The organism is Bartonella birtlesii IBS 325, assembly GCF_000273375.1.
Taxonomy (GTDB): Bacteria; Pseudomonadota; Alphaproteobacteria; order Rhizobiales; family Rhizobiaceae; genus Bartonella; species Bartonella birtlesii.
In genome coordinates, this window is the sequence record NZ_CM001557.1 from 628856 (window position 1) to 652867 (window position 24012).

Here is a 24012-nt window from a genome sequence, read left to right on the forward strand (position 1 = left end):
TATAAAGAATATTATAACTCTAAAATTTTGTAAAAGAAATCTAAGACTTTTTTCTTTCAGGCGTATAAACCATATTGGAAGTCTTATACATCTAAAAATATCTCAGAAAGCTGTTCTGATTAACAAACAAAAGAGCGGGCATTATATTTTCTAACAATGCAACCAGGACAAAAAGGAAAACGCCTCAATAAGAAAAACATCCTCTTAAATATTGAAAAATGGAGACCGAAAGAATGGCGCACCCGAAGAGATTCGAACTCCTGACCCCCAGATTCGTAGTCTGGTGCTCTATCCAGCTGAGCTACGGGTGCATAGATTTTCAATTTTCTATCTTATTACGACAAAGGGTTCCTAATCGTTTCATGGAGGAATTGCAAGTGAAACTTGGTGAAAATAAAAATTTTATCTTTTTGTGGATGTAATATTTTTAAAAAAGCTCCTGTATATTTCCGATTTTACTGAGATTTTGTACGATAATTCCTTTGAATATGTGAACGATAGTTAACTTGACGTTTTATTTTATGAAAGATAGTCAAGCAAAAGATGAGATATGTTTTTTACGGTGGGGGGGTAAGATACACTACCTGCAGTTCAGTTTTTATATGAAACTCGGATGTAACTGTTGAGAACTGTTTCAGACAAGTTGACATATTCACGATACAGCAAGGTTAGAATCATGAAGCTGTTAAAAAAGACCTTTCCACTGGTATTTCTCGTTCTCATTTTGATGATTACTTATTGGGCAGGGAAAAAAAGTTCACAACAACACATTTCTATAATGGATAAAGCGACAAATGCATCACATGAAATCTCAAAAATGCCCACCGGAAAGCCACCAACAAATGTGATTGTTGATCTTGTAAAAATTGAAGATTTTTATGAACAGCTAAACGCGCTTGGCAGTGGACAGGCATTAGCTTCGGTGGAATTAACGCCTTGGTCATCAGGTATTATAGATAAGATTTTTGTGTCAGCTGGCATGAGGGTACAAGCAGGTGATGTACTTGTAAAACTCGATTCCAAAAAGGAACAAATAGCAGCTGAAAAAGCGAAAGTACAACGTGATAATAGTGCATTAACACTTTCTCGTATCCTTAAGTTACGTGCCAGTAAGACAGCAACAGAGGTTCAGGAAATTACTGCGCGCTTAGAGCTAGATAACGCAAATTTGATATTGCGTAATGCTGAATTAGATCTTGATCGGCGAACAATTCGTGCACCAATTAGCGGAGTTGTAGGTATTTTACCCATTGATGAGGGCAATGCTGTGACTGTTAATACTGTCATAGGACGAATTGAAAATAGAGAAGGTATTTTAGTTGATATATGGGTTCCTGAACGCTACGCATCACATGTTCATAAAGGGGATAAGGTGATGGCAACATTAACGGCGCAGCCAGATAAAACTTTTGTTGGTCATATTTATGCAATTGATAACGTTATTAATCCGGAAAGTCGCACACTTCATGTTCAGATTGCAATCAAGAACGAAAAAGATACCCTTATGTCTGGTATGTCTTTTACAACAACGCTTAAATTTTATGGTGGTTCTTTTCCTGTGGTAAATCCTCTTGCCATTCAATGGAATAGTAAGGGATCATTCGTTTGGCGTGTAAGAGAGGGAAAAGTAGAGTCCATTCCAGTATCAATTATTCAGCATAAAACAGATCAGGTATTTGTGAAAGCGTCTTTAGAAAATGGTGATAAAATTGTGATTCAAGGAGTTCAGATGCTTTATCCAGGAAGTAGGGTTATTTTGAATGATATTACGACCCATCAACAAAAACAATCAGAAGCTAATGGGTAGAATATATAATGACTGGAGAGTTGAAAAAAGAACTTCTTTTAGCACAACCAAAACAAGGTGGTAATATCGCCTTATTTATTCGCAGACCAGTTTTAACCTTTGTCTTGAATGCGATGATTTTGCTTGCGGGATTTGCTGCATGGATGAATGTTGATGTGCGTGAATTGCCAGATGTAGATATGCCAGTGACGACAATAGTGACAACTTTTTCTGGTGCATCAGCAGAAACCATTGATCGTGAAATTACAAAAGTTATAGAGGATACAGTATCTCGCGTTGCAGGAGTGAAGACAATTTCTTCAACATCTTCTTTTGGACGTTCTCTTGTACAGATTACGTTCCATGTTGGCGTTGATTTGAATATTGCGGCATCTGATATTCGAGAAGCTCTTTCTCGTATTTCATATTCTCTTCCTCAAGATGCAGATGCACCTTTGATTATTAAAGCAGATGCAGATGCATCTGCAATGATGTATATCGTTGTGACGTCATCAACGATGAATATTGATGATTTGACAACGATTGTAGATGAGCAAATTGTTGATGCGCTTTCTGCTGTTGAAGGTGTTGGTGATGTGCAAATTGCCAGTGCACATACGAAGATTTTTCAAATTGATATTGATCAGACAAAACTCGCAAGTTATGGTTTGACAATAGCAGATATTTCGCGTGTTCTTTCCAATATGTCTATAGATGCCCCTGTAGGATCATTAAGAAATTCTAAACAGGCTTTGGTTGTGCGTGCAACCGCTCGTTTGACGACACCAGAAGCTTTTGAAAAAGTTATGTTAAAACCTCATGTAAGTGTTGGAGATGTTGCACATGTGACTTTATCACCAGATACAGAAAAGGTTATTCTTCGCATTAATGGAAAAACAGGCGTTGGATTAGGAATTATACGTAAAGCACAATCTAACACTCTTAATATTTCTGAAGGGGTTCAAGAAGTTCTCAAGCATCTTAAAACTATACTTCCATCTTCTGTACATGTAGATATTATTAATGATGATGCAATCTTTATTAAAAGTGCACTCCATGAGGTTGAGGTTGCGTTATTCATTGCTATATTGAGTGTTATTTTTGTTATCTTTCTTTTCTTGAGGGATTTTCGTATAACACTTGTTCCTGCTTTATCTATTCCGATCGCTTTGATTGGCACAATTGCGGCGATTTATCTTGTAGGGTTTTCATTGAATATTCTCACCTTTTTAGGACTTGTTTTGGCAACAGGGCTTGTTGTGGATGATGCTATAGTTGTTCTAGAAAACATTGTTCGATGGCGAAATATGGGGTTAGGAACACGATCTTCAGCAGTTTTGGGAACGCGAGAAGTGTTTTTTGCTGTTGTGGCGACGACATTTACTTTGGTTGCTGTTTTTGTGCCAATTTCTTTTCTTCCTGGACAGGTAGGTGGACTTTTTAGAGAATTTGGTTTTGTTCTAGCAATTTCTGTATTGCTTTCTTCTATTGTTGCGTTGACTCTTTGTCCTATGCTTGTTTCCCGCTTTCTTAAAGCGCAAATTAAAGAGAATGAAGAAAAAACGCATCGTTTTATTTTTCTGGACAATTTAGGAGCGTTTTTCAGTAGAAACTATGCTTATTATTTGCATAAATGTTTAAATCATCCTTGGATTGTCGTATTCTCTTCACTTGTTTTTTTAGCGCTATGTGCTGGAAGTTATATGAAAATACAAAAAGAACTTACACCTGAAGAAGATAGAGGTGTTGTACTTATGGTTATTAATGGACCTCAAGGGGTTTCAACACAATATCTCAATAAGCAGGTTGAGCAAATTGCAGCAAGTTTAAAACCATTGTATGATTCTGGTGAAATTGCTAACAGTTACTCCATTGCAGGAATTGGTGGATCACCTAATACAGCTTTTCTCGTTTTATTATTTTCTGCTTGGGAAAAGCGTACGCGTAGTCAACAAGAAATTGTAAAAGATATTAATGTAAAACTGAAATCTTTTCCGGCAGTATTTGCATTTATTGCCCAAGGGAATTCTTTAGGGATTTCTGGAACTGGGCAAGGATTGCAATTTGCAATCCTTGGAAATAATTACACCAATTTGCAATCTATTGCTGATAAGCTTGTAAGTATTTTGCAAAAAGATTCCCGTTTTATTCGTCCACGGCTTGCTGTTGATGCAACACAACCACAATTTTTTATTGAAATTAATCGAGAAAGGGTGTCTGATTTAGGCATTAATATCACCAATATTAGCGATGTTTTACAAACAATTTTGGATGGGAAGAAAATAGGTTCTATTCACGTTAATAACCGTTCTTATGATGTGAAGCTTACTTCGCGTAAAAATTCTATTAATAATCCTGCTGATTTGGAAAATATTTTCTTAAAAACAAAAAATAATAAATATGTTCCTCTCTCAGTTGTTGCAAATTTGCATGAAAAAGCTATTGCACCCCAATTAAAACGAGAAGAACGCATGAATGCTGTTGTCTTAAGCACCAATCTTGCACCCACTTTTGCTTTAGGACAAGCTTATCAGGTTGTTCAAGAAAGTGCTTCTTCTCTGTTGTCTGATGGAGAGTATATTATTCCTTTAGGGAGTGCCGCAACGCTTAATGAAACCTTTTCAAATTTCATCGTTGTTTTTGGTGTTGCTTTTATCATTATTTTATTAGTCTTGGCAGCGCAGTTTGAAAGCTTTATTTCAGGCTTTATTATTATGGCTACTGTACCATTAGGGCTTGGTTGTGCCGCAATTGCTATGCTTTTGAGCGGCGTAAGCCTTAATATTTATAGTCAAATTGGTTTGATTTTGTTGATTGGGATTATGGCTAAGAATGGCATTCTTATTGTTGAGTTTGCAGATCAGTTGCGTGATCAGGGTAAGAGTGTTCGTAAAGCTATAGAAGAGGCAGCAAATATTCGTCTTCGTCCGGTTTGTATGACGATGATTTGTGCTATTTTGGGAGGGATTCCTTTGGTTTTAGCAAAAGGTGCTGGTGCAGAAGCGCGTGTAGCCTTGGGTTGGGTAATTGTTGGTGGTTTAGGTTTGGCAACATTTGTCACCCTTTATGTAACACCTGTTGTTTATCTTTTACTTGGGCGTTTTATAACTCCAAAAGCAGAAGAAAGTCTGCGTTTATCAAAAGAATTAAGCCAAGTGAAATAATATTTGGGGTGGGAAAGCTTTGATTTTTTTACTTTTGTTTTTAAAATGTCGTTTTCGGGTCTTATCTTTCTATTTTTGTACTCCTTCATTATTGTATGCGAGCAATAAAAATGGCTAGCAAATAAGGAGGCGCTCTCTGTTTTGTTATTGTTTGTATATAGATTTCATTGTCAATGATAATGGGGAAATAAGACCATGAGAGATGGCTTGTTGATTCGAAATAAAAGAGCTTTTGAAGCAGCTTTGCAGGCTTTAAGAGAACACGCCACAAAAGGGGGGGTGCATAATATCCGTAGGCATTTTTTAGAAGATGCGCAACGCTTTTCCCATTTTTCTTTAAAACTTGATGATCTCCTTTTTGATTTTTCGAAATGTGGTGTGACATTAAAAACATTGCAACTGCTAGATGATTTAGCTGTTGCAGCAGATGTATTGGGTAGGCGTGAAGCGATGTTTTCCGGTCAGTCCATTAATACAACGGAAAAACGCTCAGTTCTTCATGTTGCATTACGTTTGCCTGCTGATGAAGTTTTCATGTTGGATAACCATGATTTAGTTAAGGATATTCAAACTGTTCTTAATGATATGGAAAAATTTTCAAAAAAAGTACGTAATGGCAACTATAGGGGAAGCAGTGGCGAGAAGATAAGTGATGTTGTTAACATTGGTATTGGTGGTTCTGATCTTGGACCTGCTATGGTCACACGTGCTTTAAAACCTTATCATGATGGTCCATATTGCCATTTTGTTTCTAATGCTGACAGTGCACATATTTCTGATATTCTCTCTGTTTTGAATCCGGCAACAACACTATTTGTCATTGCTTCTAAGACTTTTACGACAGCTGAAACAATGGTAAATGCGCAAGTTGCGCGTCAATGGATTCGCTCACATTTAGGAGAAAAGACTGTTGGTAGACATTTTGTTGCTGTTTCGAGTGCTCTTGATAAAGTGGCAGAATTTAACATAGATTTTGCAAAAGTTTTTCGATTTTGGGATTGGGTTGGAGGGCGTTATTCAATTTGGTCTGCCGTTGGTTTTGTTGTGATGTTAGCAATAGGAGAACAGAATTTTCGCCAATTTCTCAAAGGTGCTCTACAAATGGATCAACATTTTAAAACTGCGCCTTTGCATGAAAATATTCCTATTCGATTTGCTCTTTTAGGGTTCTGGCATCGTGTTATTTGTGGTTATGCATCACGTGCTGTCATTCCCTATGCACAGCGTTTGGCGCATTTTCCAGCTTATTTGCAACAACTTGATATGGAATCAAATGGTAAGCGGATTTCTTTGGATGGCAAACCATTAAATTTTTCAAGTAGTCCAGTTGTTTGGGGAAATTCAGGGACAAATGGTCAACATGCTTTTTTTCAGTTTTTGCATCAAGGAACAGATATCATTCCTGTAGAATTTATTTTGTTTGTAAAAGGGCATGAGAAAAATTTATATTCTATGCATGAAATGTTAATCGCAAATTGTTTAGCGCAATCAAAGGCTCTCATAAAAGGACGCAGTGTCGAAGATACTCGGCGTATCCTTTTAAAAAATGGTATGAATGAGTATGAAGCAGACAATTTAGCACCTCATAGAAGTTTTGAGGGAAATCGGCCTAATATTATGTTGGTTCAGGATTTGCTGACACCTTTTGCACTTGGTCGTCTCATTGCACTTTATGAACATCGCATTTTTGTCGAAGGCATTTTGATGAATATTAATTCATTTGATCAATGGGGTGTAGAACTTGGTAAAGAATTAGCAAATGAATTATTACCAATACTGCGTAGAGAAAACAAAGCAGATAAACGCGATAGTTCAACATTAGGATTGTTGGCACATATTCAAGCAAGACGTGCAGAATAATGCAGAATCTGCAAAATTCATTGCGTGGCACCATCTTTACGCTTATGAAGATGCAATCTGGCACTATCATTCTATTTATCAATTCAAAATATCATGATAATTCTTATATTTAAGAGAATTGATAAGAGATATTTTTCTTTCTTACATGATTTTATTCATAGTCTATGCTGCTTATGACATGTAAAGGAATGGATTGATTGATTTAAGATGCATAAGAGGTGATGAGATAGAAGTGCATGATAATTCACTCTTTTATGTACATTTTTTGCCATGAATATATTATTTTCTAGATTGGTTTTTTAAGACTACACCATTAAATTTTAAACGCCAAGACGTTTCTATTCTGAATCGCGACCATGATGTTGAGAAACCATCAGCTTTTTATGTGCTATGGATATTTTCCTTTAATCCTCTCTCTTCTTTGAGAGAATTCTTTAAAAATCTTTTGAAAGGAATGCATTGGTATAAGGTTTGCCAATAAACAGCATCGGAGATAATTAACAAAGATTATCTTAGCTCATATTTTTGGCGGAGAGAGAGGGATTTGAACCCCCGATAGAGTCACCCCTATGCCGCATTTCGAGTGCGGTGCTTTCAACCACTCAGCCATCTCTCCATATATTATATCAAGGTACAATAAAATCTCACATTGTTGAAGAATATGGTAGGTAAATAACCTCCAATTGCGTTTAGTACAACCAATTTTTGCTTTTTTATAAGGCTTTATTGACAGAGAATAGAAATTCCGTCATATATACAAACACAAGCGTAGAGAAATCTGCGCATATTTGTATTTTGGAGGGTGTTTTATCTCTCCTGTAAAATCTATTACGACTGATAAAAAGCAGCCTATTTTTTCTCTTTGACGAGGTAGAAGTCAATTAGAGGTAAATAAGAGCTGGTGTGAACGAAAGGATAAAAAATGTTCGCAGTCATTAAAACTGGTGGTAAGCAATACCGCGTTGTTGCTAACCAAGTGGTGAAGATTGAAAAAATTATTGGCAATACTGGTGATGTTGTTGAATTCAACGATGTATTGATGGTGGGGCAAGAGGGTAACGCAGTGATTGGCGCACCTGTTATTGCCGATGCTTTAGTTACGGCTGAAATTGTAGAACAAACACGTGGGCGTAAGGTTATCGCATTTAAGAAGCGCCGTCGTCAAAATTCGAAACGTACACGTGGTCATCGCCAAGAATTTACGATACTTCGTATTTTAGAAGTTTTGATGGGTGGGGCAAAGCCGAAAAAAGCAACTACAAAGCCAATTAAAGAAGAGGCCACTACATTAAAAGAGAAAACAAAGGAAACAAAAGCACCTACTTCTGTTAAGAAAACAGTTAAGAAAACAGCTGAGAAAGAGGTCATGCCGCAAAGAAAAGCGGCTGTAGCATCAAAGAATAAAGAAGATTAAAGGAGAACATCCATGGCACATAAAAAAGCGGGTGGTTCCTCGCGTAATGGTCGCGATTCAGAATCGAAACGTCTTGGCGTTAAAAAATTTGGTGGTGAAGCTGTTATCGCTGGAAATATTATTGTGCGCCAGCGTGGTACACGTTGGCATCCTGGTGATAATGTCGGTATCGGAAAGGATCATACCCTTTTTGCTCTATCGAACGGTGTGGTTTCTTTTCAAAGGAAAGCAAATAACCGTTCCTATGTCTCGGTCATTCCTAGGGTAGAGACAGCGAGGTAGGCTATAGTATTTTCTGCATAAGCCGATATTCCATTGGAATCTGGTTGCGAGATTATCAATTTTTAAAAGGAAAGATAGGATGCTATCTTTCCTTTTTTGTATTGATGTAGAGATGTGAAGAAGGCTAAAAAAGCAGAGTTTTGGCAATTATTTTTCTCAGATAACTGAAAAAATTGTACTATATTTGTTTACACTGAAGATATTGATATGATGATGGAATTTTTCGATAAATTGGTGTATGATGATAGTGTGGGAAATTTTTCTTTTTATATGCAAAGCGCTAAACAATTTATATTTTAGAGAGGCTAATTAATTTTCGGAAAATTTTAGAGAAATTTGATGATACAATTGGCACGATCATTTTGGTAAGAATGAAGCAACTTATAAGTATTTATAATATTTATAATCTTTTTAAACGGTTATGGGATGAATCAGGTTATTTGTTTTGAGAGAGAAGAAATAGTAAAAGCGGCTTTATTCAGTGCAATGCGCTGAGGTGGACAATAAATCTAAGGTAGAGTTACATTTAAGGGAATTTAGTTTGAAGCAATTGAAATGTCGAGTGTGCAATGAGTAATATTAAGAGTAGCCTCTCTATTGTTTGACTGTTATTACAATGAACTCTGTGGATATGAGAGCAAAGCTTAGTTTAAGATAAAAGCTCTTTTTATTCTAAGGCTCTACTTGTCTTGTTTAGTTAAATACCTAGAAGTTAATTATCTATAGAGATTGGCGTGATTTTAATTGTCGAAGATGTTGTTTTTTAAGGGTGCATATTTTGAGAATGTGTAGATAAGAAACATTGCAGAGTGTGAGATCTATTTGATAAGGGGAAGTGTACAGTGTGGTGGTTATGTCTTGAGGGTTTTGTGTTATGGCATAGTCTAATTGTGCGTAATCTTAAAGAGGTAGGTTGTATAGAATAATTTGTGATTATGTAATGAGTCAATAAATTAAGAAAAGCTAAAGGGGACTACTCAATTTGGGGGAAGAAATTTGAAATGTCAGCTGAAATTTTATATGGTTGGGATTTTCTTATTTCTGCACAAAATATAACAGGTCGTGTCAAATGACTTGGGAGGAGGAGAATGTTTTTAAAAATAATTTTTAAGTTGGTTTTTTACATAAAGATGGGAGCATTTGTTTTTTTGAAATAAAGAACAGGAGTCAAATTTGTTTACAATAGTTTAAGCAATTTGTGGGGTGGGGTTATCTAATTGTTGGACGGATCAAGTTAAAATATTTGAACATTTCACTTAGTTATATTTCATAAAACAAAGGCAATTCATAGTATTCTTTATATTTTGGAAAATGTGGTTTTGAAGCGAAATTGATCAAAACATTCATATTTGGACATGAGACAGTGTAAATCCATGATAAAATGTGAGGAAGCAGAAGCAATGAATACAGATTTTAATAAGAGTGAAATCTTGTCTATAAAATCTGTACAACTTGCAGCGACTTTTGGTCATAAAAATGATGCGATTCATGCTGCTGCTGAGCTACTCGTACAGGTTGGTGCCGTTAATAAATGTTATCTAGAAAGCATGCTCAAGCGTGAAGCAACAACGAATACTTGGCTTGGAAATGGTATAGCCATTCCCCATGGAATGTTTGAAAATAATGATTTGGTTATCAGGGATGCTGTTGCTGTTGTACAGATTCCTGAGGGTGTTGAATGGTGGGATGGAAATAAAGCGCGTTTGGTTATTGCCATTGCAGCTTGTCCAGATCGCTATAAAGAGATTTGTAAACAATTAGCAGATCTTTTATTTGATAAGGAGCGGCTTGAAGCACTTTTGACAACTGCCGATAAACAACAGATTGTTACCACTCTTTTTGGTCAGGATATGAAAATAGGAAAGGCTTTTATAGGAGACCTTTCAGTGTGTCAGGAATGGACTTTAGATTATCCAAGCGGTCTTCATGCGCGACCGGCTTCTCTTTGGGTTGACTTTGCAAAAAAAGTACAGAGCTCTATCAGAGTTCGCCATGGTCAGTATGTCGTTGAAATGAAAAATTTGGTTGGTTTATTACAATTAGGAGTAAAAAACGGTGATGTTCTCATTTTTTCAACGGATGCGGTAGAAGGAGTGCAACTTCTGAAGGATGCCATTTCTGTTGTAAAGAAAGTAAGCATAAGTGAAAAATGTGTAATGAGAGAAATGAAAACTCAAACGAAAGCTTTTCATGGTTGGTGTCCGCGTTCTAAGCAAAAAAGTATTTCTGGTATTGGAGCGAGTTCAGGGTTAGCTTTTGGCAAGATTTTTATTTTAAAACAAAATGATATTTCCATAATGGACCAGCCAATAGGTTTTACGGCTGGTGCGGCGTGTCTTGAAAATGCTCTTACAAAAACAAAATATAAAATGGCATCCGTTATTGCTGATATCACAGAGCGTATGGGAGCAGATTCAGCGGCAATTTTTTCTGCGCAAATGGTTTTGCTTGAGGATGAAAATCTGATAGCTCAAACTTGTCGCTTTATAGCAGAAGGTCATGGCGTTGCTTGGTCTTGGGATAGAGCAGTTCAGCAATTTGCAGATATGTTTTCTAAAGTTGATAATCCTTTATTAGCAGCGCGTGCTGTTAATTTAATTGATGTTGGTCGTCGTGTTTTAGGCGAAATTAATCCATCATATAAATCATTCTTTTTAAATGATATTCCACACGGTGTTATTCTTGTTACAGATGATCTTTCTCCCTCCGATGTAGCGCAGCTTGATTGCACGAAAGTACAAGGGTTAGCAACAGCATGGGGAGGCCCATTATCTCACACGGCTATTTTAGCACGCACCCTTGGGATTCCAATGGTTGTAGCTACAGGGATGGATGTTTTAGCAGTTGAATATGATGTTCAGGCTATTATTGATGGCGATAATGGGTTTATCTATTTGGATCCTACTCTTGAGGATATTGAAGATGTTCAAAAACAGATAAATATTGTCGCACAAAAGCGTGAAAATGAGATACGTATCTATAGACTACCAGTACAGACGACAGATGGTCAAAGAATTCGTATCATGGCCAACGTCAATTATGCAAATCAGGTTCCTATTGCGCTAGATTTGGGGGCTGAAGGTGTTGGACTCATGCGTACAGAGTTTTTGTTTTTAGATAGTCCACATATTCCAGATGAAGAAGCGCAATTTGATGTGTACCGTGCGATGATTGCAGCCGTAGGAGATAAGCCATTAATTATTCGAGCACTCGATATTGGTGGAGATAAACAGGTCACACATTTACATTTATCTAAAGAAGAAAATCCGTTTTTAGGTGTTCGGGGAACGCGGCTTTTGTTACGTCGGCGTGATCTTTTGATTCCTCAATTACGTGCTCTGTATCGAGCTGCTAAAGAAGGTGGAGATCTCTGGATTCTATTTCCAATGGTTATGTCTGTTTCAGAGATTTTTGCTATAAAAAAGATTACAGAAGAAATTCAAAGCGATATTGATGCGCCAAAATTAAAGCTTGGTATTATGATTGAAGTGCCTGCAGCAGCTATTATGGCAGATGTTTTAAGTGCTCATGTTGATTTTTTTTCAATAGGAACCAACGACTTAACACAATATACGATGGCTGTTGATCGACAAAATCCTTACCTTGTGTCTGAAGCTGATAGTCTTGATCCAGCGGTTTTGCGTATGATTCATCAGACTGTTCAAGGTGCAGCAAAACATGAATGTTGGGTTAGTGTATGTGGCGGCATGGCTAGCGATCCTTTTGCCGCGATGATTTTAACTGGATTGGGGATTCATGAAATTTCCATGATATCCAGTGATATTTCTTCCGTAAAAGCATGCTTACAGGCACATAGTTTTGAGGATATGAAAATTTTAGCAGAAAAAGCATTACAATGTGAAACTGCACGTGCTGTACGTGCTCTTAAAGATAATATAAGGTGTTGAAGGAGCTTTAAGAAAGGAGAGAGCTACACACAACCTAGCAGTTTCGTGAAGAAATTACATTATAAATCATTTTTATTAGAATAAAGTTTATTGTATTTCATGTTTTAATATTGAGAAACAAAAGAGGGTTGTACAGTTATTGCTCCTGTTGATTATTAGATACAATGAGTGGTAACAGGTTAATAGTGGTGCGTAATGTTTTATTTATAAAAATATAGGGGAGCATAATCAATTTGAAGAGAGTATTTTTATGGATAAAATCATTTTTTGAATTTTGAGTATAGAGTTTAGGCTTGCACGTTATTTCTTTCTGGGTATAGTGTGCAGACTTCTGGAGAGGTGGCCGAGTGGTTGAAGGCGCACGCCTGGAACGCGTGTATATGGGAAACCATATCGAGGGTTCGAATCCCTCTCTCTCCGCCAGATTTTTTAAGGATAACTTTTCTTACCGTCACTAAAAGTAGCCATTACAAAGAATCATAGATGACGAAGCAATTCTATAAATGCCTAGATTATTTTGCTCTCTCAGAGCTTGCGATGACAATTGAAACCCATACTTCACTTTCTCCTTCTCTGATGCATGCAAATACTCCGGTTGAAGGTCCGCATGTCCTCAACCAATTGACTTACTTGGATTTTTGGTGATAAAGTTTTTTGGCTACTCATTTTTAGAGAACAAAAACCAAATTATATGGCTCCTACTTTTATAATTGCTATTGATATGTAGCTTTTAAGCAAAAGTGAAAAAATAGATAAAGATCATTTTATCAGCACCTATAACGCAAAACCGTATTTTTGAAGAGCAAATTATTGTGATATGGCCTGCGATATTGGAGAGCAACAATATAGTCCCAGAGGATAATTTTTTTTAGTATTGGTAGAGGATCTTTTGGGTCCTTACAGGTTGTAGAGACTTATTTAAAAGAATTTGAGATCCCTTTGAGGTGACGGATTTTTTACAGCCCATTATTAAAAAATCAATTAGGAATGATGAACGATTACAAGGAAAAAAATGTTAAACAAATCAAAGATCGACTTATCGTTAGAGAATAACTTTTCTTCAAAGGTACGTTTTTTACCAAAATTGTGCTCAAAAATGAAGGTTGTTGATTTTTCAAATGGAGTATCTTCTGTTAATTCAACATTCGCTTCAGACACATTCAATATTATATCTGCTAAAAATTTACAAGAAGCTATACATGTAGACCAAGCAAGGTCCATAATTAATTCTTTTAATGCACAGAAACTACCTTTAGCTTGGTGGGTGGGGCCTCATTCGTCTAATTACGAAGTTAATGAAGTTCTCTTATCTATTGGCTTAGAGCATGTTGAAACAGAGGTAGGAATGGCAGCTTTAGCTCAAGATATAGACTCACATGTTACTTCTATGCTGGATGATTTTAAAATCAAGGAAGTTGAATCGCTTCAAGATTTTATAGATTATGGAAATGTTATGGCATCAGTATTCGAGCCTTTTGATAGAAGAGGCGATAATATTTTATGAAACAATAGGTGACTGTTATAAAAAAATCCTGATGTAGATATGTTCCTTGGTTATATAAATAACAATCCTGTAGCAATATGTTTTTGTATTAAAGCGGATGGAGTTGGTGGAGTGTATGATATTGTCACTAATCCAGATTTTCAGAAAAGAGGTGTCGGGACATTAATGACAAAAATTGCTATTGAGCATTTAAAAAGAAAGAAATGTCATGTTATTGGTATGCAAGCCTCTAATGAGGGAATTGGTATTTATAAAAAATTGGGTTTTATAAACTTTGGTGAATTCAAAGTTTATTCCAATAAACACATGGTAATTTAGCTATGAATTCTTTTTTTGCTAATTTACAAGAGAATTTTCTTCTTTGCATGGGTGGAAACTGCGTAGACACCGTGTTAGATCTGTGAAATTTGCCTGATCTTTGACAGATATTTTTTACCTTTTGGCGCCATAAAAATAAGTAGACCAAACGGTGCCATATTGCGTTTGTTATCGGAGGTTGAAAACTCTAAATCCTACAGTCATGCTATGCAAATGCTTCATTATGAAACCACATAAAACGCTCGTGATAATGATAAATTAATATTCACACTGAGATCTTTTTAGAGTCCCTTCTAAAAAACACTGCAAACAAGTAAATAAACAAATATATACCAAAAATGTAAACTAATGACAAAAAACCAAACATATTTACCATATACGCACTAAGATAAAAAAATACCAATAGGCTCATCCTCCCAACCGTTGACAAGAAAGATTCGTATGTGGCCCTGAGATTATCGCTAATACTATCGTGCAGGACAACTTCTACACGAATGAATGTATACCTAATTAAATAAAAAATCATACATACTAAAATAACAGCAATTTCTTTTTTGGGCTCAAAGAAGGCAACTGTAAAAATTGTAGCAGCTGAAAGAAGCAGCAGTAGAACAAAATTCATTCTTTCACTTAGTTTTGTAAAGAGAAAACTAGCCAGTAGCTGGGAGAGCAATATAAGAGAAAATGTCATACCAAGATAAAAATAAGTTACGTTTATATTATAATCTTTAAATATCCACTGCCAATACTGCGAAAATATATTGGAAAAAATAAGTGAAAAATAAAAACATAGAGATATGTAGGGAACTCTAACAAAAATAGATAACATTTCTCTTGCGTCAGAAATGAAGGAATTCGCTTTTATTGGTTTTTTCTCTCCCTTTAGATCTTCCAAAAAAACAAACCAAAGACTGCTGTGATCATCATTAAAAACGCAGATATATACCATATATATTGGCTAGAATAATCGGCAAAATATGCGCCTATCAAACTAAATATAAACATACCGATGTAATTATATTGAGCGCTAGAACCAAGCACCTTTTTAGTAGATATAAATTTTGTTTTTGCATATTGAATAAGTAGAGCATTATAGGCGCCAGCAATCAATGTAAGCGATAATGCATTAAAAAGCTCTGCTAAAAGAAAACCATAAAAGCTTGTAGAAACTCCCATGAGAAAGAGCCATGTGGTAGCAAAAGCTGCTGCCAAAATTATAGATATTTTATAACTTTTTTTATCTGCAAAATATCCAAGAGGAATATCTGTAACCATCATAATAAAAGCTTGAAATGATTTAATTATACCGATATCGATAAGAGTTAAGTCTTTTCCAAGCATATAAAATATAATAAAGGCGCCTGTTAAAATCCTTATACCGTTAAACAAAAATCCAAATGCTAATATACTATTCATTTATTTACCAATAAAGCAAATTAGTACAACAACAACACTAAAGTAATCAGCACACTACTTTATATAGGTAAAGGGAAAAATTTACATTTTATTACAAATATGGCAAGAGCCGCTATATGGATCTCCAGTTTTATCAATTTGATATCCGGAAAAATTAATGAATAATATTCTTAACAAGTTCAAACTCATTAGTATCCTGCATGTAATTCTGATTCACACATGCATAACATCTGGTTTTACTTGAAATAATAAGCGGGCCTAGACAATAGCATTTACCGTAACTGAACCGGTATATAATAGTGTACTACTCACATTAAAAGCAGCTTCATTCATCAAATGAAAAAAATCGGGCCTTGGATTATTGGCTGCGGATATAACAAATCAATTTTTTCGAATAGACGGTATGCTTTATATTATCTATTTTTTCATCATAGAACGCATATTAAGTTAAAGGACTAAGATACGATGCTTTATTTCTAACAACATTCTCTTTTTTTCAAAGCTTTTATAATTATCGCAGTAATTTATAAGGTTCTCCATAATGTTGTTGCCGGTTCACTTTTGTAGAATCCAAATCTAAGCATGTTTTTTATTATCTAGTTACTCCGAATAGACAGAAAAAATTTCTGATTTTGATTCATTATTGCATCGCATTCTTTAAAAATACCTGCTTCCATTTTTCATATTTATTTATATTTTTAACTGTTTACGCTATTGAATCTAAATTTTCTTCCTAACTGTTGTATTTTATAAAAAATTGCTACGAATTAATCTCTCTAAGGTCGATAATTCATCATCACTCCGGCCCCAAATTGCTATAATGGCTGGGCAGGTATTTAAATCGATTGTTGGAGGAAGAGGCTCGTTTTCTTTAAAAAAGAGCATAAAATGAACTACATTTTTCCAAGAATGAAGCTTTTGCTGCCATAGGTTAATATCTTTTATGATACGGCCGTCAACCTTGTTGATAAGAAAGATAATACGCCCCTTTTTCTTAAAACAACTTGGCGCTTCCGAAAACACTCCCGCAATAAGATTAACGGAGCTTTCAAGTAAATCATCTTCATAACAATGAGCAAACAAGGTGGGCGCAATTCCCCCGTGGAGGCGGGCTCCCACTTCTATCATGACTGGACCATGGGCGGTTTGCATAATTTCCATATGCGCGGGCCCATATTCAATCCCCAGCACGCGAATGCACTGTTTTGCATAAGAGATAAGAGCAGCATAAAGGGGATCTTGAGCATCAAGCACATCAAGCGATTCATAAACAAAGGCACTCCCATTATGGATACCCTTTTTATATCGCGATAAAGCACATATCTTTATTGCTTCTCCATTTACAACAGCGTCTACTATGTATTCCTCTCCCACCAATCTTTCTTGAAGCAAATAAGCCTCGTTAGGTGCACCAAAAATATTCTTCTGCATCCAGTCGATCCTAGAAACCCACGCCATCACTTCCTCGCGGCTGGAAAAAAACAAAACACCATCACTCCCAGAAGAATCATTCGGCTTCACCACATAGCCGCTGAGGCTTTCAAAACCATCGAGAATACAATCATCTTTTGTAAGAATTTTTGACCGAATGTAAGACAAACCATTTTCACAAAGGCGCTTTTGCATCGTCGCCTTTTTCCGCCGCCAATCAGTGGTCAAAGGATTATTTCCAAGACAACCATAGTAAGCAGCCAATTGTTCTGCACAATAAATACTTATCTCAGCACCCGCTACCACGGCTTCTATCGCACCGACTGGAAAACGCTGCTTTATCTCATCCACACTATGAAGCTTCGCTTCTGCCATGCCCTCACCCTGATAAGAAAGCATAAAATGAGAAAAAAGAGCTGGTTGAGATGCAACACCGTAACAGGTATAGCCCAATTTTTGCAAAGCAGGACCATAGAGAGCACCTGTAGAGAAAGGGTCGACAATAAGAATGGGTTTGCTCATACCTTGGCTCGCCGCGCTAAAAGAAAAAGGACATAAATAAAGATTATCAACCCTATAAGGGGTAGAAGATAAATGGCCGCCTGTGGTCCCATAAGAGCGGGGCTTGTAAGAAGACCAAGGATAACATAACCCGCTGATTGGGAGATAGTATAAAGCATGCCGCTATAGCTTCCCACAAGCTCTGCTTGAGTCTCTGTCTGGGTCGCTTCAATCATATGTTTGCGGGCATTAATCCGCATGGTGTTCATCGAAAAGCCAATAAAAAAGCAAAAGACCACAGCCAAATAGGGTGATTGGGTGGTGCTAAAAATGAGATCAGCCATACCCAACATAAGGGCTGGAAGGATGAATTCAAAGCGGGGAATTTTGATAAAAGCAGCTAAAAAAGCGCCCACACCCGCAACCGCACTGCAAAGCCCATAATATTCAGAGCTAAAATTTTTCACACTCTGAAAAAGAATAGTCGCCAGTGTATTATAGGCGCAAATATGAAAACCGATAAGGCCTATGCAGACGCATAAAAGTTTAAGTTCAAGAGAGAGCCTGTCTGCTTGCGGCATGGGTGTTAGCTTCTTCTCGGTTGCAGATGGTACAACGCCTGTAGCACTATATTCATCGTGAAAAATGACATATCCGGCCACAAGGCTTACAATGATGTCAAACACACAAAGTGCCGCAATCAAACCATTATAGCCAACCCCAGCTGCTACCCCTCGCAGACTAGTTGCTTCTAAGAGATAACCACTAAGTGCTGCTCCCAAAAATGCACCAATCTGCACCACTGTTTGCATAATGCGGGAAGCCTTTTGAGCGCTAATATAACCTTTAAGCGCTAGTTTGGTATTATAAGTCTCGAGCGTACTTAAGGTGATCAAAGAGAGATAACCGATAGAGATAGATACAGCAATAAAACCAAAAGGAGAATCAGCGTAATGAAAAAGAGCAATTAATATAAGAAGGCTATAGATGATGATCCGCCTTTTATATAAATCTACCAACCTCAGAGAAGACTTAATGCGGATAAGCCCGCTTTTTTTCAAAAAATAGGGTGTAAGGGTTCCCAAAGCCATGGACACACCCAAGAAAACCGATGAAGATGTTATGCGATAAACGTTCCAAAGATTACTTAAGAATAGCACCATATCAGAAAGATACAGCACAACAACAAGCCCATAAAACCGAAACATCAACTGTTTGCGCACACCATCCCCCCCATGTCGGCATTTTAAAATCGACACTTTTAAAGATATACAATATTCAGTGCACATTTTCACAAATAGTTAGTACACTTATCACTGGACATGTCAAGTTCTTTGATAGGGGCATAATAGTAAAGTTGAAAGCCGACATTTACCGTAATGATAGCGCATTTTCAGAAATTTGAGTAGTGAGAACAGCTAGTATTTTTGTTGCGTTTCTTGTAAGACTTCTTGCCGATAAAGGCTTATTGTACTGGATAATTAGCACAGCTACGTCTGAGAGCCATATTCTGTCTTCTCAAGAGTGTCTCTGTTTAATTCAAAGTTGCGGGGTTGTTATTGATCATTGCCGTGATAAGCTTGGATTTTGAGATGGCAACAATCCTCATTATCGGGCAGAAATTGTTTATGGTCTCAGATTGAGGTGCGCTAGTACAGCTTTAGGCGGTTTTTTATATAACCAATAGGGAGGGGTGACTCCATTTGTTGGGATTTATCATCATGCGTCGAAAGGTAACCAGGATAACCATAGATGTAAGATTATTTTGTATAGATGTAGAGTTCACTTCGATACAAAAGTTCTAAATTTCCTTGTATTTCATATTTTTTTATCAATGCAACCAATTGCTGCAAATATCTTTCTCCATGGTTGGTAATGGCGCGTTGCGCTTGCGTTGAAGAACGACTCATGCCCATAAAAGCTTCGGATGGGATTGTCATCGTCCAATTGTGTGTATGTAAAGCAACCTTTTCTGGATTTGCACCAAGACCATCACGCATTTCTTGTAAAAAATCAAAATTACGATAATAACGGCAATAGTTAGGACTCATTTCTTCTAACAATGTTTCATAAGCGGCTAAAAATTGACTATTTTGAAAATCGCGATTGTTTTGAATAACCGCCATAACACCTCCAGTTTGAAGTTGATTTGAGACAGTACTAAGTAATAGAGGGCGATCCATCCACTGAAAAGCTTGCGCTGCAACAACAATATCAATTTTGCCGATTTGAGGCAAGAGGCTTTCAGCTTTACCATGATACCACTGCACAAAAGGAAATTTTCTTTTCCCCTGCTTAATCATATCTACTGATACATCAATAGCATGATATTGGTGTTCATTTCCTAGAAGTTTGACAATTCCCTCTAATGCAATGCCTGTTCCAGCGCCCACATCCACGATAGAAAAATGCTTTTTATCCTTAAAAGGAAACAGCATGGTTTTAAATAAAGTGAGAGGATAACGTGGACGGTAGCGATCATAATCATCAGCCAATCCATCAAATTTTTCATTTTGCAGTTGAATAGCTTGTAGCATGTGGTTGTGGTTTCCTTCACGAATTACGATGTGCATAAAGAAGCACTTCTCTGTCCATTATGTCAAATTCTAAAAAAAATTAAATGGGAACTGCTCCTTGACCTTTTTTATAGGGGTAATACCTACATTTCCGTCTCACATAGTATATTTTGAAAGTTAATTGTTTTTTATCCAATCGGTTGGAGATTCCAAATATTTCTCTAAAAATTTGCTTTACCTCTGGTACGATTACTACTTAAATGCCTTTTATGAGCATCAAATTTATAATTTGCTTACGGAAACGACCAATCTTAAATACTCCATCATGAAAATAAGATCGCTTATTCTCTTTGCAGTTGTTACAGTTAAAACGCCCCATTTCAGTGCTGTTTTGTTACGTTTATGGTACAAATATAAACTCTCAATGAGAGTAGAAATATTTATGAATTTTCAATATCTTAAGAATATCCCATATAATATCTAGAGTATTTTTTTATAAAAAGTGGATCACGCTTTAACAAAATGAAGAATTTTGTTTCTTTAAATTTAATCAACTAAAATAAGAGCTAAATATATGTTTGAAAATTTGGTTATACTGCATACTGAATGATATGTGTATGAGGGGATGATTTATGTTCATTGCAAATTTGAAAGAACGTGCTGCTTTATTCGAGAATAGAACTTTCCTTTATTTTACCCTGAGCGGTTTGTTTGCTACATTTGGAAATGGGCTAAATTATATTGCATTATCGTGGCTTGCCTACAGTCAGACGAATTCAATTCGTGGTGTAGCGCTTTTAATGTTTTTTCTCTGGATGCCTAGCATTCTTTTTGCACCTTTTTTGGGTGTGTTGGCGGATAAATACAATCGTAAAATGCAGATCGTCGTTTCAAATCTTGTCAGAGGTTTGGTGCTTGTGTTTTGGGTAATGCTTTGGCAATTGGGTATAGAAATTGATTTGATGATCTTATCTGCTTTGTTGGGTATTTTTATTTCTTTTTATATGCCATCAGCTGTTCCTTTAATCCAAAGTATCGTTCCTAAAAAACAGCTGATCAATGCAAATGCAACAATCGATATGGTTTATGAACTTGGTACCATAATAGGTATGGGGTTTAGTGGATTTATACTCGCCTGTGCAGGAACAAAAGAAACACTTCTGATAGGCGGTATATTTTTTGTTATTGCTGGTTTATTTAATTTTGCAATGAAAGTACCTAAAACCCGAAGATCTAAAAGTCAAAATAAGATCAATTGGTGGAAAAATTATACAACATCCCTTCGTTATTTTAAGCAGAATCCGGTTCTTTTTATGCCTTATATAAGCCAGATGATTATTATGATGCTGTTAATGACCATCCCTGTTATTCTCGTTCCTTATACACAAGAGGTCTTAAATGCGGATAGCGGGACATTCGCAATATTTGAGGCGCTTTATTCTCTGGGCGTATTCACTGGTGCGCTTTTTTCTCCATTTTTTTGTACAATTTTATCCATAAGAAAAACATTGGCATTTTTATTAGCTGTTATGGCTATCGGTCTTGCTATTCTGTCTGTCAACACATACAAGCTTGTTGTTTTTCCTGTTTATTTCATGATTGGATTTGGGCTTTCAAGTTGGGCTCTTTCAATTTCTTTATCTCAACTCTCTTGTGATCCCCAATATCAAGGAAGATTGCAGGCAAGTTTTAATGGTATTTCTGGGTGTTGTATCCTTGGATTATATCTATTCATGGCAAGAGATACCAACAGCATCTCATGTCAGTCTGTATATTTTTTTCAAAGTATTATTGCGGGTGTTGGAATGCTCATCGTCTTATTTTACAGAAATGAAAAATACTAAATTGTATTTAAATGCCATAAACATATACCATGCTCTATGAGCATTTATCATGCCTTTCATATTTGCTTTTAAAAGGATGCAAATACTAAAGTTTGCGTTTTCAATAAAGCATAAATATGCTTCTTTAGGTTGATATTATTCTCGTAAAAAGCTGAGAATTCAGTGCCTTAAATGTTTAAGCACAGCAGAGGATAAAGCAATTGGGGAACTCTATAAAGAAATTATGTATTATTATTTGCGTTCTTCAAAATCCATATGATGAATAGTATCATCAATTGTTTCATCTTCATGAGGATAAGAGTTTCTGCGACGATGCAAGGTTTGTATAATTTCTTTTTTTAAAATTGCATCTGCTTCGCTTAAACGATGAATACTGAGTTCCAATTCAAGAGATAAAGCTAAGTCCACGCATAATTTAAGCTCTTCTCCAATATCAAAACCACGTTGATAGTTGTCATAAAGACCAACAAGGGTATCAGATAATTCTTTATCGCATAAAGAGGCCATGCTCACTCCTCCACGTTGCGGTTTTTCTATATGGCTTTGATATTTTAGGTTTCACCCCACTGTCATCACCAAAAACTGCCATGTATACCAACATGATAGTTTTGTCAATTTTCTGTAAAACATCAGTTTTTAAGTTAATTTCTTTCAGACACTTTATTGCTTCAAGATTTTGAATTTTCCAATGAAAAGATATGGCAATATCTTTACTATAAGGATTGCCACCTTTAAAATGTATTACCAAATACCTTAAGGTTGCCTCATGACGAATGAAAACCCAAGCAATGTTATTGATATTAACCATAGGCGAGCATGGTTTATAAAGGTTTATTCTTTGCATAAGGGGTAATACTTTCATTTTTTGCAAAATATCGGTATTCTTGCTTATTTTGTATTGTGTTTTAGACATTGATAAACTTTTTACCTTATGTTGTAATATAAAAGCTGTGGGAAATACATTTATAGATTTTTGTAAAGCGCTTTAAGCAATTTTACTAGGCAGTTGGGTGAAAAAACTATGTGAGGCTTTTTGCTGCTAAAAGGATATGACTGCAACTTTTGAGAGAGCAATCGGCAGAAATTTGCTTGGCGTGCAAACTGAGAAGGTTGGCAGTGGCTCATTTGGCTTTTTCATTGGGCTGTGTCCAAATGTTTTTAATACTGAAAAATAGTCTCTGACGAGCTTAAGTTTTTCCAAGGTTATATTACAGGGATACCGCTCAGAAAAATACCAAGGCAATCACATTTTTTGTGTGATTGTCATAAATTTCGCTCCTGCAAACGGATGCTGCGACGTCTGTTTTTTGTGGGGCTATATTATGTAATACCTACTCAATATAACGCAATAACGGATAGTAACAATAAGTATATCTACAAATGGAATATCGACCAATCCCATTTATAACATTATTGATATGATGCGACAAAATAAATACACTTAAAACTCTCTTAGCAAAACGACTAACAGAGGTTAGAAAGTTTGTAGGTTTATCTCATAATATATTTCCAGTTAAAATTGGTATTAACATTCAAGGGCTTAGCAATTATGAACACGGTGATAGATTCCCTGATGCAACTTTTTATCGTCATATGGGGAAAAATTTGCAGTTAACTTAAATTGGCTTGTTCGGGGTGAGGGTGAAATGTTTACAGATGCAGCAAAAGCGACAGGTTTCAAATCATAAGCGATTCCTGTTGAGTTAATGAAAAAACTTAAAAGAAAACTTTCTCCTGAAGATGTAGCAGAATTAGCGGCAGAGCTTTATGGAAAATTGCAAAAGCTTATGCAAAATCGAAACTAAAAAGGCACATAGTGGATATGCATTAACAGCTTTTTAAAATAACAGTCTCCTCTATTATCAAACTCATTTTAAAGAAAAACGCATTGAGTAATAAAAATATCTATAAAAACAATAAATTATCGCAAATTTTTCTGTTTAATTTTTTCAATATTCTTATATTTTTATGAAAATAATTATCCTCTAGAATAAGTTATCCCATAACAAAAAAACAAGGTTCTCATAATGGGCATAATCTACTACATTATAAAATAAGTCTAAAAAAT

The 24012-nt window shown here is 36.0% G+C and carries 15 protein-coding genes and 3 tRNA genes; 10 read left to right on the plus strand and 8 right to left on the minus strand.

The features are described from left to right. Nucleotides 1–234: 234 nt before the first annotated feature. Nucleotides 235–311, minus strand: a tRNA-Arg gene (locus QWU_RS03180). 365 nt (nucleotides 312–676) lie between these two features. Here QWU_RS03180 and QWU_RS03185 point away from each other — a divergent pair. The 3 genes from QWU_RS03185 to pgi all read left to right on the plus strand — a co-directional run bounded on the left by QWU_RS03185 (nucleotide 677) and on the right by pgi (nucleotide 6810). After that, nucleotides 677–1807, plus strand: coding sequence for an efflux RND transporter periplasmic adaptor subunit (locus QWU_RS03185; protein ID WP_006590087.1), 1131 nt, complete (start codon nucleotides 677–679; stop codon nucleotides 1805–1807). Between the two features lie 8 nt (nucleotides 1808–1815). Then, nucleotides 1816–4950, plus strand: coding sequence for an efflux RND transporter permease subunit (locus QWU_RS03190; protein WP_017196178.1), 3135 nt, complete (start codon nucleotides 1816–1818; stop codon nucleotides 4948–4950). Between the two features lie 195 nt (nucleotides 4951–5145). Next, nucleotides 5146–6810 carry a glucose-6-phosphate isomerase gene (gene pgi, locus QWU_RS03195; protein WP_006590089.1) on the plus strand — a complete coding sequence of 555 codons (1665 nt, stop codon included), beginning with the start codon at nucleotides 5146–5148 and terminating at the stop codon, nucleotides 6808–6810. 526 nt (nucleotides 6811–7336) lie between these two features. Here pgi and QWU_RS03200 read toward each other — a convergent pair. Next, nucleotides 7337–7426: transfer RNA gene (locus QWU_RS03200), tRNA-Ser, on the minus strand. Nucleotides 7427–7732: 306 nt separating this feature from the next. On the opposite strand from QWU_RS03200, the gene rplU reads away from it, so the two are divergent. The 6 genes from rplU (at nucleotide 7733) to QWU_RS03235 (ending at nucleotide 14236) form a co-directional block, all read left to right on the plus strand. Then, entirely contained in the window at nucleotides 7733–8224 is a 492-nt protein-coding gene (gene rplU / locus QWU_RS03205) for a 50S ribosomal protein L21 (protein ID WP_006590090.1), read from the plus strand. 12 nt (nucleotides 8225–8236) lie between these two features. Continuing rightward, the gene (gene rpmA / locus QWU_RS03210) at nucleotides 8237–8506 is read left to right on the plus strand and encodes a 50S ribosomal protein L27 (protein ID WP_006590091.1); all 270 of its coding nucleotides are present in this window, start codon (nucleotides 8237–8239) and stop codon (nucleotides 8504–8506) included. Nucleotides 8507–9906: 1400 nt separating this feature from the next. Further along, nucleotides 9907–12414, plus strand: a complete 2508-nt coding sequence (gene ptsP, locus QWU_RS03215) for a phosphoenolpyruvate--protein phosphotransferase (protein ID WP_006590092.1) — start codon at nucleotides 9907–9909, stop codon at nucleotides 12412–12414. A gap of 333 nt (nucleotides 12415–12747) precedes the next feature. Continuing rightward, nucleotides 12748–12837, plus strand: a tRNA-Ser gene (locus QWU_RS03220). 589 nt (nucleotides 12838–13426) lie between these two features. Next, nucleotides 13427–13918 (plus strand): hypothetical protein, encoded by a 492-nt coding sequence (locus QWU_RS03230; protein ID WP_006590093.1) that lies wholly within the window; start codon nucleotides 13427–13429, stop codon nucleotides 13916–13918. Between the two features lie 39 nt (nucleotides 13919–13957). After that, a complete protein-coding gene (locus QWU_RS03235) occupies nucleotides 13958–14236 on the plus strand; it encodes a GNAT family N-acetyltransferase (protein ID WP_006590094.1) in 279 nt (92 codons plus the stop codon). 882 nt (nucleotides 14237–15118) lie between these two features. Here QWU_RS03235 and QWU_RS10290 read toward each other — a convergent pair. The 4 genes from QWU_RS10290 to QWU_RS03255 form a co-directional block, all read right to left on the minus strand. Continuing rightward, nucleotides 15119–15652, minus strand: coding sequence for an MFS transporter (locus QWU_RS10290; protein ID WP_240532125.1), 534 nt, complete (start codon nucleotides 15650–15652; stop codon nucleotides 15119–15121). 747 nt (nucleotides 15653–16399) lie between these two features. After that, nucleotides 16400–17605: an ATP-grasp domain-containing protein gene (locus QWU_RS03245; RefSeq protein WP_006590096.1), complete on the minus strand. Its 1206-nt coding sequence runs from the start codon at nucleotides 17603–17605 to the stop codon at nucleotides 16400–16402. After that, nucleotides 17602–18807 carry an MFS transporter gene (locus QWU_RS03250; protein ID WP_017196181.1) on the minus strand — a complete coding sequence of 402 codons (1206 nt, stop codon included), beginning with the start codon at nucleotides 18805–18807 and terminating at the stop codon, nucleotides 17602–17604. The genes QWU_RS03245 and QWU_RS03250 overlap by 4 nt, the downstream gene beginning before the upstream one ends. Nucleotides 18808–19344: 537 nt before the next feature. Then, nucleotides 19345–20121: a class I SAM-dependent methyltransferase gene (locus tag QWU_RS03255; protein ID WP_017196182.1), complete on the minus strand. Its 777-nt coding sequence runs from the start codon at nucleotides 20119–20121 to the stop codon at nucleotides 19345–19347. Nucleotides 20122–20732: 611 nt separating this feature from the next. Here QWU_RS03255 and QWU_RS03260 point away from each other — a divergent pair. After that, nucleotides 20733–21944, plus strand: a complete 1212-nt coding sequence (locus tag QWU_RS03260) for an MFS transporter (RefSeq protein WP_006590099.1) — start codon at nucleotides 20733–20735, stop codon at nucleotides 21942–21944. 231 nt (nucleotides 21945–22175) lie between these two features. Here the strand turns inward: QWU_RS03260 and QWU_RS03265 are convergent, their stop codons facing one another. Both QWU_RS03265 and QWU_RS03270 read right to left on the minus strand, forming a co-directional pair. After that, the gene (locus QWU_RS03265; protein ID WP_006590100.1) at nucleotides 22176–22451 is read right to left on the minus strand and encodes a hypothetical protein; all 276 of its coding nucleotides are present in this window, start codon (nucleotides 22449–22451) and stop codon (nucleotides 22176–22178) included. After that, nucleotides 22432–22857, minus strand: coding sequence for a hypothetical protein (locus QWU_RS03270; RefSeq protein ID WP_017196183.1), 426 nt, complete (start codon nucleotides 22855–22857; stop codon nucleotides 22432–22434). The genes QWU_RS03265 and QWU_RS03270 overlap by 20 nt, the downstream gene beginning before the upstream one ends. Nucleotides 22858–24012: the final 1155 nt, after the last annotated feature.

Excerpts from the sequence above, each read along its gene's own strand:
- QWU_RS03185 (WP_006590087.1), top strand. The coding sequence starts at position 677 with ATGAAGCTGTTAAAAAAGACCTTTCCACTGGTATTTCTCGTTCTCATT.
- QWU_RS03190 (WP_017196178.1), top strand. The coding sequence starts at position 1,816 with ATGACTGGAGAGTTGAAAAAAGAACTTCTTTTAGCACAACCAAAACAA.
- pgi (WP_006590089.1), top strand. The coding sequence starts at position 5,146 with ATGAGAGATGGCTTGTTGATTCGAAATAAAAGAGCTTTTGAAGCAGCT.
- rplU (WP_006590090.1), top strand. The coding sequence starts at position 7,733 with ATGTTCGCAGTCATTAAAACTGGTGGTAAGCAATACCGCGTTGTTGCT.
- rpmA (WP_006590091.1), top strand. The coding sequence starts at position 8,237 with ATGGCACATAAAAAAGCGGGTGGTTCCTCGCGTAATGGTCGCGATTCA.
- ptsP (WP_006590092.1), top strand. The coding sequence starts at position 9,907 with ATGAATACAGATTTTAATAAGAGTGAAATCTTGTCTATAAAATCTGTA.
- QWU_RS03230 (WP_006590093.1), top strand. The coding sequence starts at position 13,427 with ATGTTAAACAAATCAAAGATCGACTTATCGTTAGAGAATAACTTTTCT.
- QWU_RS03235 (WP_006590094.1), top strand. The coding sequence starts at position 13,958 with ATGTTCCTTGGTTATATAAATAACAATCCTGTAGCAATATGTTTTTGT.
- QWU_RS10290 (WP_240532125.1), bottom strand. The coding sequence starts at position 15,652 with ATGAATAGTATATTAGCATTTGGATTTTTGTTTAACGGTATAAGGATT.
- QWU_RS03245 (WP_006590096.1), bottom strand. The coding sequence starts at position 17,605 with ATGAGCAAACCCATTCTTATTGTCGACCCTTTCTCTACAGGTGCTCTC.
- QWU_RS03255 (WP_017196182.1), bottom strand. The coding sequence starts at position 20,121 with ATGCTACAAGCTATTCAACTGCAAAATGAAAAATTTGATGGATTGGCT.
- QWU_RS03260 (WP_006590099.1), top strand. The coding sequence starts at position 20,733 with ATGTTCATTGCAAATTTGAAAGAACGTGCTGCTTTATTCGAGAATAGA.
- QWU_RS03265 (WP_006590100.1), bottom strand. The coding sequence starts at position 22,451 with ATGGCCTCTTTATGCGATAAAGAATTATCTGATACCCTTGTTGGTCTT.
- QWU_RS03270 (WP_017196183.1), bottom strand. The coding sequence starts at position 22,857 with ATGTCTAAAACACAATACAAAATAAGCAAGAATACCGATATTTTGCAA.